At 55.3% G+C, this 14,136-nt stretch carries 16 protein-coding genes; 15 read left to right on the plus strand and 1 reads right to left on the minus strand.

The annotated features are described in order from the left end of the window. Window positions 1–21: 21 nt before the first annotated feature. The 6 genes from ETAA8_RS21020 to cysC all read left to right on the plus strand — a co-directional run bounded on the left by ETAA8_RS21020 (window position 22) and on the right by cysC (window position 5,294). A complete protein-coding gene (locus ETAA8_RS21020) occupies window positions 22–1,137 on the plus strand; it encodes a sodium-dependent bicarbonate transport family permease (protein WP_261343647.1) in 1,116 nt (371 codons plus the stop codon). Between the two features lie 16 nt (window positions 1,138–1,153). Then, entirely contained in the window at window positions 1,154–1,456 is a 303-nt protein-coding gene (locus tag ETAA8_RS21025) for a P-II family nitrogen regulator (protein WP_145092892.1), read from the plus strand. Continuing rightward, window positions 1,449–2,183: a carbonic anhydrase gene (locus tag ETAA8_RS21030; protein ID WP_202921146.1), complete on the plus strand. Its 735-nt coding sequence runs from the start codon at window positions 1,449–1,451 to the stop codon at window positions 2,181–2,183. Before ETAA8_RS21025 ends, ETAA8_RS21030 begins: the two co-directional genes overlap by 8 nt. 153 nt (window positions 2,184–2,336) lie before the next feature. After that, window positions 2,337–3,296 (plus strand): sulfate adenylyltransferase subunit CysD, encoded by a 960-nt coding sequence (cysD, locus tag ETAA8_RS21035; RefSeq protein ID WP_145092895.1) that lies wholly within the window; start codon window positions 2,337–2,339, stop codon window positions 3,294–3,296. A gap of 24 nt (window positions 3,297–3,320) precedes the next feature. Continuing rightward, window positions 3,321–3,977, plus strand: a complete 657-nt coding sequence (locus ETAA8_RS35370) for a GTP-binding protein (protein ID WP_238397453.1) — start codon at window positions 3,321–3,323, stop codon at window positions 3,975–3,977. 198 nt (window positions 3,978–4,175) lie between these two features. Then, on the plus strand, window positions 4,176–5,294 hold the full coding sequence (gene cysC, locus ETAA8_RS35375) for an adenylyl-sulfate kinase (RefSeq protein ID WP_238397455.1): 1,119 nt from the start codon (window positions 4,176–4,178) through the stop codon (window positions 5,292–5,294). Between the two features lie 639 nt (window positions 5,295–5,933). Here the strand turns inward: cysC and nhaR are convergent. After that, window positions 5,934–6,830, minus strand: coding sequence for a transcriptional activator NhaR (nhaR, locus tag ETAA8_RS21045; protein WP_145092898.1), 897 nt, complete (start codon window positions 6,828–6,830; stop codon window positions 5,934–5,936). Between the two features lie 135 nt (window positions 6,831–6,965). Between nhaR and ETAA8_RS21050 the strand changes: the two genes are divergently transcribed. The 9 genes from ETAA8_RS21050 to ETAA8_RS21080 all read left to right on the plus strand — a co-directional run bounded on the left by ETAA8_RS21050 (window position 6,966) and on the right by ETAA8_RS21080 (window position 14,093). Further along, the gene (locus ETAA8_RS21050; RefSeq protein ID WP_145092901.1) at window positions 6,966–7,301 is read left to right on the plus strand and encodes a hypothetical protein; all 336 of its coding nucleotides are present in this window, start codon (window positions 6,966–6,968) and stop codon (window positions 7,299–7,301) included. Window positions 7,302–7,348: 47 nt separating this feature from the next. Then, window positions 7,349–8,251 (plus strand): zinc metalloprotease HtpX, encoded by a 903-nt coding sequence (locus ETAA8_RS21055; protein WP_145092904.1) that lies wholly within the window; start codon window positions 7,349–7,351, stop codon window positions 8,249–8,251. Window positions 8,252–8,255: 4 nt separating this feature from the next. Continuing rightward, window positions 8,256–8,381, plus strand: coding sequence for a hypothetical protein (locus ETAA8_RS35660; protein WP_261343576.1), 126 nt, complete (start codon window positions 8,256–8,258; stop codon window positions 8,379–8,381). After that, a complete protein-coding gene (locus ETAA8_RS21060; protein ID WP_145092907.1) occupies window positions 8,378–8,653 on the plus strand; it encodes a hypothetical protein in 276 nt (91 codons plus the stop codon). Before ETAA8_RS35660 ends, ETAA8_RS21060 begins: the two co-directional genes overlap by 4 nt. 55 nt (window positions 8,654–8,708) lie before the next feature. Further along, window positions 8,709–8,852 (plus strand): hypothetical protein, encoded by a 144-nt coding sequence (locus ETAA8_RS34815; protein WP_202921147.1) that lies wholly within the window; start codon window positions 8,709–8,711, stop codon window positions 8,850–8,852. A gap of 98 nt (window positions 8,853–8,950) precedes the next feature. Then, the gene (locus tag ETAA8_RS35960; protein WP_145092910.1) at window positions 8,951–9,232 is read left to right on the plus strand and encodes a TFIIB-type zinc ribbon-containing protein; all 282 of its coding nucleotides are present in this window, start codon (window positions 8,951–8,953) and stop codon (window positions 9,230–9,232) included. Between the two features lie 63 nt (window positions 9,233–9,295). Further along, window positions 9,296–12,142, plus strand: coding sequence for a cation-translocating P-type ATPase (locus ETAA8_RS21070; RefSeq protein ID WP_145092913.1), 2,847 nt, complete (start codon window positions 9,296–9,298; stop codon window positions 12,140–12,142). A gap of 232 nt (window positions 12,143–12,374) precedes the next feature. Continuing rightward, entirely contained in the window at window positions 12,375–13,628 is a 1,254-nt protein-coding gene (locus ETAA8_RS21075) for a serine/threonine-protein kinase (protein ID WP_261343648.1), read from the plus strand. Window positions 13,629–13,760: 132 nt separating this feature from the next. Then, on the plus strand, window positions 13,761–14,093 hold the full coding sequence (locus ETAA8_RS21080; protein WP_145092917.1) for a hypothetical protein: 333 nt from the start codon (window positions 13,761–13,763) through the stop codon (window positions 14,091–14,093). Window positions 14,094–14,136: the final 43 nt, after the last annotated feature.

The following is a 14,136-nucleotide window of genomic DNA, read 5'->3' on the forward strand; positions in this document are numbered from 1 at the left end:
GCGGGCCTTGTGGCAACCGAGATGACTGGATACAAGATTCACGAAACACATTTCGCGAATCATAATACCGAGGATGCCGGGGTGGTCGAAACGCTTTTACAGAACTTGAGGTCACCGTTTACGCTGGCATTCGCTCTGGGCATCCTGGCGCGACTCGTGAAGAGCGAGCTGAGCATGCCACGCGACATCTACGCTGCGATTTCAATTTACTTGCTGCTGGCCCTAGGCCTCAAGGGACGCGTTGAACTGTCGCATAGCTCGTTCGACACACTACTTTGGCCGATCCTGGTGACGCTTGCCCTCGGTTGCATCACCCCAATCATTGCCTATCTTGTGCTTCGTCGAATCGGCAAGTTCGGCATTGCCGACGCAGCGGGAATCGCTGCCCACTATGGCTCCGTTTCGGCGGTCACTTTCATCGCCGCTCAGCAGTTTGTCGCCGCGGCTGGCACGCCTGCGGAAGGCTTCATGCCAACACTCCTCACCTTGCTGGAAAGCCCGGGTATTCACATTGCGATTGGCATCGGAGCCTTACAGCTAGCTCGGGAGTCAGCAGCAAAGTCACAGGCAACTGTCCGTTCCGCGCGGACCAGTCGCGCTGAAACTTCGAGTGCGGGGCCCCAAAACTCCGAACACAGTGAGCCTCGGCCCATGTCTCACGTGTTGCACGAAGTGCTCACTTCACGGTCGATGATTCTGCTGGTCGGAGGCCTGGTCGTGGGCTTCTGCATGGGAGGCAAGGGCTATGAACCTATTAAGCCTTTCTTCGAAGGGATGTTCAAAGGCGCGCTGGTCCTGTTTCTGCTGGAAATGGGGATTGTCGCGGGCTCTCGACTGGGCGACCTGCGACGTGCCGGCCCCTTTCTGCTGGCCTTTGGAATTCTGCTGCCCATCGTCCACGGCACTCTCGGGGTCCTGCTTGGACACTGGGCGGGCTTGTCGATTGGTGGCACCGCAGTGCTGGGGACCATGGCGGCGAGCGCTTCCTATATCGCGGCTCCGCCTGCTGTGCGGATGACGCTGCCACAAGCGAACCCTACTTTCTCCCTGACCGCTGCGCTCGCCATCACCTTTCCCTTCAATCTGCTGGCGGGCATTCCTTTGTATTACTTTCTGGCTCAGCAACTGCATGGCTAACTCTGGAGATTTCGCAATGGAAACGCATGCTTTACCGCTACTAACCATCATCGGCGAAGCGGTCCTCCGCGAACGGCTCATCGAAGAAATTACGCGGGCCGGTGCCAAGGGCTACACCATTTCAGCCGCCGAGGGAGAAGGTCCCCGGCACATTCGCTCGGGCGATATGCCAGGCGAAAATATCCGGATTGAAACCATCACAACGCCGCAGATTGCCGACGATCTCCTTTCGCGGCTTGCCGCGGACTACTTTCCCCACTACGCCATTATCGCCTTTGTTTCCCAAGTCCGAATCATCCGAGGAGATCACTATGTTTAGGCGCTGGTCACAACAACCCGTTGTTCAACCGCTGCCATCGGAACTGGCATCGCGTTGTAATTTTGGGCTGGCTGCGGCTGGCGTTTGCACAGCCGTGGCAGCTTGGAGCGGCATTTCGGATCGCCCCGTTCAGGCGGCTGAACAGCCCATGCAGGAATCGCCACAAGCGGCGCTTGAGATGTTGTACGGAGGCAATCAGCGCTTTGCCGACGGCAAATCACTCGCCGCGCATCGTGACATCGAACGAGTCCGGGCGGTGGCACCGCGTCAGGCACCCTATGCGGCATTTCTCGGATGCGCCGATTCTCGAGTTCCGATTGAAATCGTCTTCGATCAGGGCTTCGGCGATTTGTTTGTGACCCGCATCGCCGGCAATGTCGCCTCCAGCGAAATCATCGGCAGTTTGGAATTCGGCACGTTAGTGCTCGGTGCGAAGGTGCTCTACGTGCTTGGACACACGAACTGCGGCGCTGTCTCCGCTACGCTCCAAGCGGAAGAAGTCCCAGGGCAGATCAGCGGACTCTTTCAGCACATTCGTCCTGCCGTGAAAGCCGGCAAAGGCGATTTGCGGCGCTCGATTGAAGAGAACGTTCGCAATCAGGCTCAACTCATCGCCGAGTCGTCGCCCGTAATTGGACGCCTGCTGCGGGACAAAAAGCTGCAGGTGGCTGGCGGAGTCTATGACTTGGGAAGCGGAATAGTCACTCCGGTGCGGATTGAATTGTGAGATAAATGATGGTTCGACGCACCCTTCGCTTCGCGCGTACCCCCCCCCAACTACTTTATCTTCGATTGTGCCGGCAAGGTCCAGAAGGTTAAAGTCGCTGGCCTTGACAAAAACTTGCCGATGACAGGAATTACAACTCGCAGGAATTTGCTTATGAACTCGATTGTCAACCAACCTGAATCAGTCTTAGTCGACTCCGACACCTTGTCGGAACGCATGACCCATCTGCGTCAACTGGAAGCCGAAAGCATTTACATCTTGCGTGAAGTGGCGGAGTCGTTCGAACGTCCGGTGTTGCTCTATTCCATTGGCAAGGACTCCAGCGTGATGCTGCATTTAGCCAGGAAGGCTTTTTTTCCGGACAAGCCTCCGTTTCCGCTGCTGCACATCGATTCTACTTGGGAGTTTCGCGAAATGATCGAACTTCGCGAATCGTACGTTCGTCGAGAACTGGGGCTTGATCTTATTGTTCACCTGAATGAGGACGGTATCCGAGACGGTGTCAACCCCTTCGATTTCAGCAGTCCGGTTTACACCGATATCATGCGCACTCAGCCGCTCAAACAGGCCCTCGACAAGTATCAGTTTGACGCGGCGATTGGTGGCGGGCGACGAGATGAGGAACGATCGCGTGCCAAGGAACGCATCTTCTCATTCCGGGATCAGCAGCACCGCTGGGATCCAAAAAACCAACGGCCGGAGCTCTGGGACCTGTACAACACCTGGGTTCATCGCAGCCAGGGCATTCGCGTCTTCCCGCTCTCGAACTGGACCGAACTGGATGTTTGGCAATACATCGAACTCGAGAGTATTCCGATCGTCCCGCTCTATTTTGCCAAATCCCGGCCGATCGTCGAGCGTGACGGTAACTTGATCATGGTCGATGACGACCGGATGAGGTTGGTGGAAAGTGAAAAGCCAGAATTGAAACAAGTGCGATTCCGCACGTTGGGCTGTTATCCGGTGACGGGCGCGGTTGTCTCACAAGCTACGAATGTGCTTGAAATTGTTCACGAACTCTTGACCACGCGGCTGTCCGAACGCCAAGGACGCACGATTGATCGAGATGAAAACGCCGCCATGGAACGCAAAAAACGTGAAGGTTACTTCTAGACCACGAAGGAAAGCTCATTTGCCATGATCGAAACTCAGCCCCTGGAAACGATAGGTGATACTCGCGACTTCCTCGAAGCGCATCGCGTCAAGCAACTATTGCGGTTCATGACTTGCGGAAGTGTTGATGATGGTAAGAGTACGCTGATCGGGCGGTTGTTGCTTGAGACAGGTGCCGTCTACGACGACCAGTTGGTGGCCTTGCAGCAGGACACCGCAAAGCATGGAACCACCAAGTTTCCATTTGATCCGGCATTGTTGCTTGATGGTCTTGAGGACGAGCGTCAGCAGGGGATTACCATTGATGTAGCGTATCGATATTGCCATACCGCAAAGCGAAAATTCATCATTGCGGACGCGCCCGGCCATGAACAATATACGCGTAACATGGCGACGGCGGCCTCAACCGCCGATCTGGCGATTATTCTCGTCGACGCCCGCAAAGGTTTGTTAACCCAGACTCGGCGACATAGCTTTATCGTGGCGTTGCTCGGCGTGCCGCACGTGATCCTCGCCGTCAATAAGATGGATCTCGTCTATTTTCGACGGGAAGTTTTCGACAGCATTTGCCTTGCTTATCGTGAATTTTCCCAAGAATTAAAGATTCCCGAAATTCAGTTCGTGCCTCTCTCCGGCTTGCTCGGCGATAACGTAACCAAACTAAGTCCGAACATGCCGTGATACGCTGGGAACCCACTGTTGCAAATCCTGGAAAACACCCAACTTCACGCAAGCAAGGCCTGTCAGGATTTGCGATTCCCAGTGCAGCGAGTCAACCGACCGGACTCAAGTTTTCGCGGTTATAGCGGCACAGTAGTTTCAGGCAGCGTGCGGGTCGGCGACGAAGTGATTGTGTTACCCGCCCAGAAACGGAGCCGCGTGCACTCCATTGTTACTTTCGATGGTGAACTTCTGCGAGCCGTCACCGGTTCGGCGGTGACGTTGACTCTGGAGGATGAGATCGATGTGTCGCGAGGGGATATGATTGTGCATCCCGGCAACTTACCACGCGTCGGCAGGCAACTCGAAGCACAGCTGGTGTGGATGTCGGAGCAATCGCTGTTGCCAGGTAAGTCCTACTGGTTCAAGCAGACGACTCGCCGGTCTCGTGCCGAGGTTCAAGTGGTGTCCCACCGTATTGACGTAAACTCGCTTCAGAAAGTCGGAGCAGCGACACTCAAGCTTAACGAAATCGGCCGCTGCCAACTTGCTGTTCATGATCCGGTGATGCACGACCCTTATCAGGAGAATCGGAAGACTGGCGCATTCGTGCTCGTTGATCGTGTATCCCACGAAACGGTTGCGGCCGGAATGATTCTCGATCCTGCCACGGACTCGCATCGATCCGATGCCTGGTCAAGCAGACTACGGAGCAATCGGTTGGAGTTTGCGCCCAGCCAAGTCTCCGCTGACTCGCGTCGCGAGCGATTCGGCCATTCACCTCTTACCGTCTTAATCACGGGCTTAAGCGGTTCCGGGAAAACGACCATTGCTTGCGCGTTAGAAAAGCAACTGTTCGCGGCTGGGCGCGCGGTCATGGTTCTCGATGGGCAGAATCTAAGACACGGGATCAGCCGTGACTTAGGATTTTCCACGGAAGAACGATCCGAAAACCTACGCCGTGCTGCAGAAATTGCGCGGCTCGTGAATGAAGCAGGCTTGATCTGTATCGCCGCCTTTGTGGCTCCTGATGCCACGATTCGAGCCAAGGCCAAGCAGGTGATCGGCACCGACCGCCTGTTTCACGTTCATTTGACGGCTCCGCTGGAAGTTTGTCGCGTACGTGACGCATCGGGCCGCTACGGGGCTGCCGATCGTGGCGAAATCGTCAGTTTTCCGGGTGTCACCTCACCTTACGAAATCCCTGTGGATGCCGACCTCATTATTCCAAGCCATGAATGGCCACTAGAGCAATGCGTAGCAGAGATTGAGCAATGCTTGCAACGTGGGCTCGGAGGTGGCTCTGCTTCACCGTCACAGCATCAGAGGTTGGGCTAGTCTGTTCAATCCAAATTACCGATAAACGAAAATGAATGATAAAAGGGCAGGAACGATGAAGAAACCACAAGATCTCTCGCGAGGCCGACTGTTTTGTATTCCTCGCCACTACTGCCGCAATTCTGCGGCTGTCACGCAGGCACGCAGTCTTTGGCTCGTATGGTCGGATGTTGCAATGAATCGCGCAATCGCCAGGATTCAAAAGATCGACTCGGCCGTCATTCTCCCTATGCCTGCCGGCTTATGGAAAGGGGAACGCGAACTCGAACTCAGTACGAGCAGTGATTTGGAGAATACGATCATCCGCTGGCGCGCTCGCGACCTTGTGATTTGTGGCCACTCGGCAAGGAGGGAAGGCGAACGGACAGTTGGCAAGCAGGCATTGCTGGATCGCGTGCGACGCTCAATTGGGCTGAACCAGCTCTGCAGGACTGCATTGTTGAACCAACTGCAAATCCTCCGAGAGGAGCCTTCTCGATCGCCAGATCGAGAACGGCGAATTGACACTTCACGGGCTGTTCTACAATGTCGAAAGCGATACTTTTTCACGTTACAACGAGGAAACGGGCGAGTTCCAAGCACTCGATGCAGTTTAGAAGTGGATCAAATGGGATAGGAAGTCCCCGAGTTCACTGCCCTTTACTGCAACCTCTTGCGAGCAGCCTCAGAAATAGCCACGACGCCCGGATGCTTTAGCTTGCGCTCGGCTGAGATCGCATAGAACCGCTCTTTGATAGAGGGAATCTTGCCGATCAGTTCGACCCCATACATCGTTTCTACTTCGCTACGAATAGCTGCAGCGACCGCAAATACACCGACACCTGCTTTGCCCGCGATTTTCAGCATCGCACTATCCTCGAACTCCCCCCGGATTACCGGATGAAAATTGTGGTCGGCAAACCACAGATCAAGCGACCGGCGAAGCACGTTGTTATCCGTCGGCAATAACCAGGGTGCACGATCAAGTGAGTCGGGGAAATTCTCTTTAAGCCGCTGCGCAAGCTTTCGTTCTCCCAATATGACCACCTCAGATTCTCCCAGCAAATGCGAGAACGCCCGGACCTTCAAATTTGGATCGAGTGGTGTGTCCGAGAGAACCACGTCTAATCGGTGCACGGCCAAGTCGGCCACGAGCCCTGAAAAGTCCCCCTCCCGACAAACTAAACGCACTTGCTCCGGCATGTTGAGCGTGGGTTCGATCAGCTTGTAGGCGACAACTTTAGGCATCACGTCTTTGATGCCAACGCGAAACAGCAACGGTTGGCCCAACGGTCTCCCCCGCACCATATCGATGAGCTCCCGCCCCATCGCGAAGATTTCGCTTGCATATCGGTACACGGCCTCGCCCATCTCGGTAAGCACCAGTCCCCGCCCGGCCTTGCGAAACAAACGAACCCCCAAGGCCTTCTCCAACTCACGGATTTGGATGCTTACAGTCGCCGGCGTTACGTGCATAACTTCGCTGGCGCGGCTCACGCTGCCTTCGTGCGCGACGACCCAAAAGTAGAGTAAATGGTGGTAATTCAGCCAGTCCATCGCAACCTCGCGAGCATGGCAACAGTTTGAAAAACTCAACGCTTTCGCATTGTAGTTTCAATCTTTATCGAGCGGCAGCAGCCGTATTATCTGAAAGAGACGAGTCGTCGTTTAACTCACCAAAGGGAATTGAAAATGAAAGTCTTCGTTTACTCGAATGGCCTGGAACTTTCGGAGAACTACCGTTTGACGCTCCACTCGCGCCTGGAGTCAGTCCTAAGTCACTTTGGCCGCAGCATCAATCGCGTGAACGTGTATTTGCAAGACGCCAACGGTCAGAAGGGCGGAGTTGACAAGGTCTGTCGGCTGGTAGTCCATCTACGGCGACAACCCAGTGTAGTGATCGAGGACCGCGATGCGGAGTTGGCTCCACTAATCGGCCGAGTGTTAGAGCGAGCCAGTCAAGTCACGCAGCGTAAATTCACCAGAAGGCGTTCTCGCAGCGGCGCTGGCAGCATGTCCGGCGGGTAATCCTTCGCAAGTGAACATCAGCGCTCAGAACTCCGGGGATCATTAGCATGGTTAATCAAATCAAGACTATTCTGCTGCTCGGCCTGTTGTCTGCGATGCTCATCGCCATTGGTTTCGCGTTAGGGCCGGTATGGCTGATCGGTCTATCAATTGTGGCGATTGCGATCAACGTCGGCAGCTACTACTTCTCTGATCGTATCATCCTTGCGATGCATGGAGCAAAAGAGGTTGCTCGCGAAGAGTTTCCAGTGCTTCATCGCATTGTTGACGATGTCTCGCAACGAGCAGGCATTCCGAAGCCACGGGTCTGTTTGATCCAAGGTTCCTATGCGAACGCCTTTGCCACTGGTCGAAATCCCGAGAAGGGAGTGGTCGCCGTTACCGAAGGGTTGCTCCGCGTACTCAGTGGACGTGAGCTGCGAGGCGTCATCGCACACGAAATTGCTCACATTCGAAATCGTGACATCCTAATCGCTTCGGTGGCTGCAACACTTACCGCCGCAATTGGCTATGTCGCCCACGGACTGCAGTTCACTGCCTTCTTCAATTTGAGCAACAGTGATGACAAAGAACGGTCCTCGCCGTGGAACTGCTTGATGTTTGCGTTCTACGCACCGCTTGGGGCGACGTTAGTGCAGCTCGGGATCTCGCGCTCGCGAGAATATGTCGCGGATACAATAGCTGCCGAAATCACGGGGGACCCGGAAGGTCTCGCTAGGGCTTTAGAAAAACTTTCTTTGGCTAGCGGGCAAACCAGTCGTGTTGAACCCGAACTCTCTCTGGCCACCGCGAGTCTATTCATCGTCAATCCAATGATAGGTCGCGGGGCGGTCAGTTGGTTCTCCACGCATCCGCCCACTCAGGACCGTATTCGTCGCTTGCGGACGAATGATGGATTGATCCAGGTGCTATATGAACCCCATACAACATTACCCTCTGTCAGGAGCTAACCCAATGAAATGTCCTGCATCCAATTCCTTGTTGCTCATCAATGAAACACACGAGTTGGTCGATAGCCACGGCGGCGAAGAGAATTCACTTCACGTGCCGTCGCTTGATCAGCTGGACCTGTCGCCATGAATCAGCCGGCAATAGACGGGCGACAAGATGAAGACGAGCGAGTGTCCGTCAAGCAGCTTGAAGCTTGCTTGCAATCACGCCTGAACGGACGTGTTCGTGATTTGCGGCTGGTCTCTACAAATGCGGGTATCGTGCTGCACGGTTTTGCCGCTTCGTATTACGCCAAACAGCTGGCCCAACATGAGTTCATGAATTTGTCGGTGTGCCCGCTCCTAGCCAATGAGATTGTCGTGCGGTGGCATGAGATTTCCCTGTCAGACATGATCGAATAACAATCCGCAAGCCTTCACATCACTAGATTTCTCGACAACGGAAAGGCCGAACTGAATGAAGAATGACTTTCGCACGCTGGGCATGCAGATTTTGGCCAACGGAAAGATTGAGGGGCATGAAGTGAAGTCAATAAAAGAGCTTATTTCTGCTGATGGAACGATCGATCGCCAAGAGGCAGAGTTCTTGCTCGACCTTTAAGCGAACGGGGCAGATCACTCCTGCCTTTGAAAATAAGTGCGACAACTTAACTCCACGACTGTGACGGTTGGTGTCAAAACGTGAATAAGGACTGAATTATGAAGTGCCCAAACTGTGCAACTGAGCTTCGAATGAGTGAACGAAAGGAAGTGGAGATCGATTACTGCCCAAGCTGTCGAGGTATATGGCTTGACCGAGGCGAGTTGGACAAGCTTTTAGAGCATGCAAGCCGTGAACAGGGTTCACGCGAACGCCATGACGACGACGATTACAGGCCTCGCGAAAACCGTACGGCGCCGCATGATTCACCGCCCAAACACTCGGAGAACTACCCCAAAAGACGCGAGTCCTTTTGGAGCGAACTATTTGACTTCGGATAGTTGATAGGCGCGGTTGCACGAGCTCGGATACTGATCGAAACAGGAATTCGGAAAACTTCGCAAATGTCAACAACGTCCATCGCTCCAGCCACTACTTTCGAGACCTCACACTCCCAATCTGCTGTTGAGGTTCTATCCATTCTGGGTAGCGATGCGCGGTTAGGGCTTACCGAAAGCGAGGTGAAACAGCGGCAAGACATATATGGCCCGAACGCGCTGACCGACAGGCCAGCGGTACCTCTCTGGCGGCAGTTCGTGGCACAGTTGCAAGAGATCGTGGTGGGACTTCTCTTGGTAGCCGCGGTCATTGCAGCACTACTTGGCGAGTGGATCGATACCGGGGCGATACTGGCAATTGTGGTGTTGAACTCGGTGCTGGGGGTTTTTCAACAACGCAAGGCAGAGCGTGCTCTCGGCGCGTTGCAAAAGCTATCCGCGCCAACGGCGAAAGTGTTCCGCGACGGTCAACTTTGCAACGTGGCTGCGCGTGACCTAGTCCCCGGCGATCGCATCGAAGTGGAAGCGGGGGATCATGTTCCGGCAGATGCCCGGCTCGTGGATGGATTCGGTTTGCAATCATCGGAAGCAGCACTAACGGGCGAGTCGACGCCTATCGACAAAGATCCTTCCGCAGTTCTAGCCCCGGAGACACCGCTTGGTGACCGTCGCAACATGCTTTTTCAAGGATCGGTGATCGCTACTGGGAAGGCCGGAGCGGTGGTGGTAGCGACGGGTATGGAGACGGAACTCGGTCGCATCGCTCAACTGCTCGCACGACAGAACACGGAACAGACTCCGCTGCAAAGGAGACTAGCTGCACTCGGCCGTGGGCTGGTGCTGCTCTGTGTGGCGCTGGTCGGCATCATCTTCGCATTACAACTGGCACGAGGCGGCCAGTTTTTGGAGACGCTGCATCTAGCGGTCAGCTTAGCGGTGGCTGCCATACCAGAAGGTCTTCCGGCGGCGGTAACGATTACGCTGGCGGTGGGGCTGGAACGCTTGGTGCGTCGCAATGCAATTATCCGCAAACTGGCGAGCGTAGAAACTCTCGGTTCTGTAAATGTCATTTGTTCGGACAAGACGGGAACGCTTACTCGCAATGAAATGACAGTCCGCGAGGTTCATACATCGGCCACTGGCTATGCTGTTTCGGGAGCCGGTTACGGTCCAACTGGCGAATTTAGCTCTTTGCGAACAGCGCGGTCGATCGCTCCCGAAAACCAACCTGACTTGCTGCGAGCCTTGGAAGTGGCGGCTTGGTGCAATCACGCCCGCGTTGTGCCGGCTTCCGATGCCAGTGATCGCTGGCATGTGGTTGGCGACCCGACCGAGGCGGCGCTCGTCGTTTTGGCTCGGAAAGCGGGTCTGGAATCGTCCAGTCGAGGAGAGCTACTCCACGAAATCCCTTTTGATTCCGACCGCAAGGCGATGTCAGTTGTTGTCGCTCCGCCCAATCGCCCTCGGTTGATCTGCCTGAAAGGTGCTCCGGAAGTCGTTCTCGACAAATGCATCGAGATTCAGCGAAACGGACAAACCGCTCCATTCACTGCGGCTGATCGTCGACAATTGCTCGAGATCGCCGACGAAATGGCAGCCCGAGCGTTGCGTGTACTGGCGGTCGCTTATCGCGAAGACGTGGATGCGACCAAAGGTGTAGAAGTAGAACGTGACTTAGTGTTTGCCGGCTTCGTCGGCATGATTGACCCGCCGCGGGATGAGGTGCGCGTCGCCGTCGCTCATTGTCGCTCCGCCGGCATCCGCCCGATCATGATCACAGGCGATCATCCTTCCACGGCGTTGGCCATCGCGCGGGAGCTTGGCATCGCACGCGAAGACCAGAAGGCGATCACCGGGCGCGAGCTGGATCAATTGTCGGATGATCGACTGGCAGCCCAGCTTGCAAAAGTCGCGGTGTTTGCCCGCGTGACTGCGGAGCATAAGCTGAGACTTGTCCGGCTGCTCCGGTCGCAAGGAAATATAGTGGCCATGACCGGTGACGGCGTCAACGATGCGCCCGCGGTAAAGGCGTCGGATATCGGGATCGCGATGGGAATGACAGGGACGGACGTGACTAAAGAGGCCTCTACAATGGTCTTGGCTGACGACAATTTCGCCACCATTGTCAATGCGGTGGAGGAAGGTCGAGGCATTTTTGACAACATTCAGAAGTTCATTCATTACCTCTTGGCCGGCAACGCGGGCAAGATCATCTTTATGTTCGTCGCCGCCGTGTTGGGCTGGCCCAACCCGCTGTTGGCCGTGCAGTTGCTCTGGTTGAATCTTGTTACCGATGGGTTGCCTGCGCTGGGTCTGGGCGTGGAACCGCCCGAACGCGGCACCATGGATCATCAACCTCGCGCTGCATCCGCTCCCCTCATCGACTGGAGGCAAGGACTATTGCTCCTCGCGCATGGCGGACTCTCCGCCCTGTCCGCTTTGGCGGGTTTTTGGATTGTCTATCAGGGAGACGCCGCCAAACTAGCCGACTCGCGGGTGGTTGCTTTCTGCATCCTCGCCTTCGCGCAATTAAGCTACTCGCTGTCGTGCCGCAGTTGGCACGTACCGCTCCTGACGCTGGGTTTCGCGTCAAACCCGACGCTGCTGGCGGCGATCGGCGTCTCTTTCGTGCTGCAAATCGGTATCGTTCTCGTTCCCTTTCTACATCCCGTGTTCGGCATTGAGGCCTATCCAACGGGGAGCGAGTGGCTGGTAATCGTAGGTTTGTCCTGTGTGCCGATGTTTTGTGTCGAATTGTCGAAACTATTTTTTGGCCGCCGCGATGCTGGGCACGAGAAGCGGATGGAACTCACGAGATCTCGGTCCCTTCCCACGCCTGAAGAGGGAGGAATCCCGAACGATGAACAACCGGAGACCGTTGCGAACGAGATGGCAAAGAACTCTTCATTTTGATTCCTTCAAATTAGATACCAATTTCAGTGTGAGCAATGCTCATTCTAGGCGTAGAAGACGAGAGGCGATCTTGAGTAACCTGGAGCGTTATTGCCCACAATGCAGGAGGATCGTTTTCGCAACTGTTGTTGATCACGCTTGCCCAGGTTGTGGCCGGCCAATATCAGGCGAGCACTCCGCACCAACCTTGGACCTGACTGATCTATCTTCAATTGGCGACTGTGTAGCTCGCATGCCTGGCGCCGAGGGGTTCCCCGAACGTTTACTTGGCCGAAGCATCGGACTTTACGATATCGAATCGCTCTTGGGGAAAGGGGGCATGGCTTGGGTGTTTCTGGCCCGGCACAACACTTTGCACCGTCCCTGTGCGATTAAGGTGCTTTGCCCAGAACTTCTAGGTCGCCAAGCCGATTCGTTGGACTTGTTCATGGCGGAAGCCCGTGCCGCCGCATCCCTGGTGCACCCCCACATCGTCGCGATCCACAATGTGGGCGAGTTGGAATCACACCACTTCATCGAGATGGAATACGTACCAGGCTGCTCGTTGGAGCAACTCATTTCAGAACAATCTTCACTGCCGCTCATGGAAGTGACCAGGTATTTCCTGCAATCCTGTTCGGCCTTGGCTGCTGCGCACCGCCAGGGTCTGGCGCATCGTGATTTTAAGCCCGCCAATATTTTGGTACGGTCGGATGGGACCGCAAAGCTTGCCGACTTTGGTCTCGCTAAGAAGCTTTCCAGAGAACCTGCGACGCGAGACGGCAGTTTGACGGGTACGCCCCAATTCATGGCACCAGAACTTTTCAAAGGGGAGCACGCCAACCAGCAGAGCGATGTTTATGCGGTCGGCGTTTCTTACTTCTACGCCTTAACGGGCCGTTTTCCATTTATCCACGAAACGATTGCGGGACTGGCCCAATCGCATGCCGATCAACCGATTCCAGATCCACGATTATTTCGCAAAGACATTCCCGCAGAGGTGGTGGCGATAACCGCCCAGTGCCTAGCCAAGAACCCGCAGGATCGGTTCCAAGACAGTGTTGCCCTGTTGAGCGAAATGCAGCGAGTGTTCAGTGGAATGCGCGACTTTCCCACTCTTGTTACCAAGGCGCTGGCCGAACTAAGCGTGGATTTTACGTCCAGTGACCGCCTCATCGTGGCAACGATGCGACTCGCGGAGGGCCGCAGCCAACGCGTCCACATCGAAGTCTGTCCCGCACAGTTGGGCGAGTCGCGATTGATTCGCATTTACAGTGTTTGCGCGCCGATCGACGAGACCTATTTCCGGCGCGCATTGGAGTTCAATGCCACGATGCCGCATGGATCACTAGCGATTCAGGACATCGACGGCGAGCCCCATTTTGTGATGCTCAACAGCTATTTGCAGGCCACTTGCGAGCCGGAAGACATTCGCCGCAGTGTTCAGGAAGTTGCTCGGTGGGCTGATGATGTGGAGCAGATGTTGACCGGCAGAGATGACCGTTAGCTGTGGCTGTGGTGCATCGCGAATGCCGTGAGTTTTCCGGTCGTGCCGGCCGTGGAACTACACAAGTGATGGTAGGCAAAGCGAACAAGTCCATGCGCGACTTGAACTATGAAACGCTAAAGGAGAAAGACCATGACTAACGAAAATCCTAAAGACGAAACGAACCGACCCAGTTCGGTGGATTTCTCCCGTTCCGCCCCAAATGCGACCGTAACGCTGTTCAAAGAACAGGGATGCGAAGCTGTGTGCCCGTCGAACCGGCAACCGTCGGTGCAACAATCTATGGCAGGTGCCGCGGTGACTCATCAAACGCCCGAACCCGAAAGTCTGATCCATGAACTCAGCGCGATCCGCCAGCAAATTGTAAACGACGGTCGAATAGTGCAGCGCGCGGCGGTTGAAAAGTGTGGCGCTGAGGTGGGGAAGGGTCTCAGTCTAAATCAGGGTGTTGGGGCATTCCAGTAAGAATCCTTCCTCCTCCGGAGGAGGAAGGATTGCGACGGTTGTA

The sequence above is a fragment of the Anatilimnocola aggregata genome (assembly GCF_007747655.1).
Classification (GTDB): domain Bacteria; phylum Planctomycetota; class Planctomycetia; order Pirellulales; family Pirellulaceae; genus Anatilimnocola; species Anatilimnocola aggregata.

What these genes read in the sequence shown, in the direction of transcription:
- ETAA8_RS21020 (WP_261343647.1), top strand. Translation starts at nt 22, where the DNA reads ATGACTGGATACAAGATTCACGAAACACATTTCGCGAATCATAATACC.
- ETAA8_RS21025 (WP_145092892.1), top strand. Translation starts at nt 1,154, where the DNA reads ATGGAAACGCATGCTTTACCGCTACTAACCATCATCGGCGAAGCGGTC.
- ETAA8_RS21030 (WP_202921146.1), top strand. Translation starts at nt 1,449, where the DNA reads ATGTTTAGGCGCTGGTCACAACAACCCGTTGTTCAACCGCTGCCATCG.
- cysD (WP_145092895.1), top strand. Translation starts at nt 2,337, where the DNA reads ATGAACTCGATTGTCAACCAACCTGAATCAGTCTTAGTCGACTCCGAC.
- ETAA8_RS35370 (WP_238397453.1), top strand. Translation starts at nt 3,321, where the DNA reads ATGATCGAAACTCAGCCCCTGGAAACGATAGGTGATACTCGCGACTTC.
- nhaR (WP_145092898.1), bottom strand. Translation starts at nt 6,830, where the DNA reads ATGGACTGGCTGAATTACCACCATTTACTCTACTTTTGGGTCGTCGCG.
- ETAA8_RS21050 (WP_145092901.1), top strand. Translation starts at nt 6,966, where the DNA reads ATGAAAGTCTTCGTTTACTCGAATGGCCTGGAACTTTCGGAGAACTAC.
- ETAA8_RS21055 (WP_145092904.1), top strand. Translation starts at nt 7,349, where the DNA reads ATGGTTAATCAAATCAAGACTATTCTGCTGCTCGGCCTGTTGTCTGCG.
- ETAA8_RS35660 (WP_261343576.1), top strand. Translation starts at nt 8,256, where the DNA reads ATGAAATGTCCTGCATCCAATTCCTTGTTGCTCATCAATGAAACACAC.
- ETAA8_RS21060 (WP_145092907.1), top strand. Translation starts at nt 8,378, where the DNA reads ATGAATCAGCCGGCAATAGACGGGCGACAAGATGAAGACGAGCGAGTG.
- ETAA8_RS34815 (WP_202921147.1), top strand. Translation starts at nt 8,709, where the DNA reads ATGAAGAATGACTTTCGCACGCTGGGCATGCAGATTTTGGCCAACGGA.
- ETAA8_RS35960 (WP_145092910.1), top strand. Translation starts at nt 8,951, where the DNA reads ATGAAGTGCCCAAACTGTGCAACTGAGCTTCGAATGAGTGAACGAAAG.
- ETAA8_RS21070 (WP_145092913.1), top strand. Translation starts at nt 9,296, where the DNA reads ATGTCAACAACGTCCATCGCTCCAGCCACTACTTTCGAGACCTCACAC.
- ETAA8_RS21075 (WP_261343648.1), top strand. Translation starts at nt 12,375, where the DNA reads ATGCCTGGCGCCGAGGGGTTCCCCGAACGTTTACTTGGCCGAAGCATC.
- ETAA8_RS21080 (WP_145092917.1), top strand. Translation starts at nt 13,761, where the DNA reads ATGACTAACGAAAATCCTAAAGACGAAACGAACCGACCCAGTTCGGTG.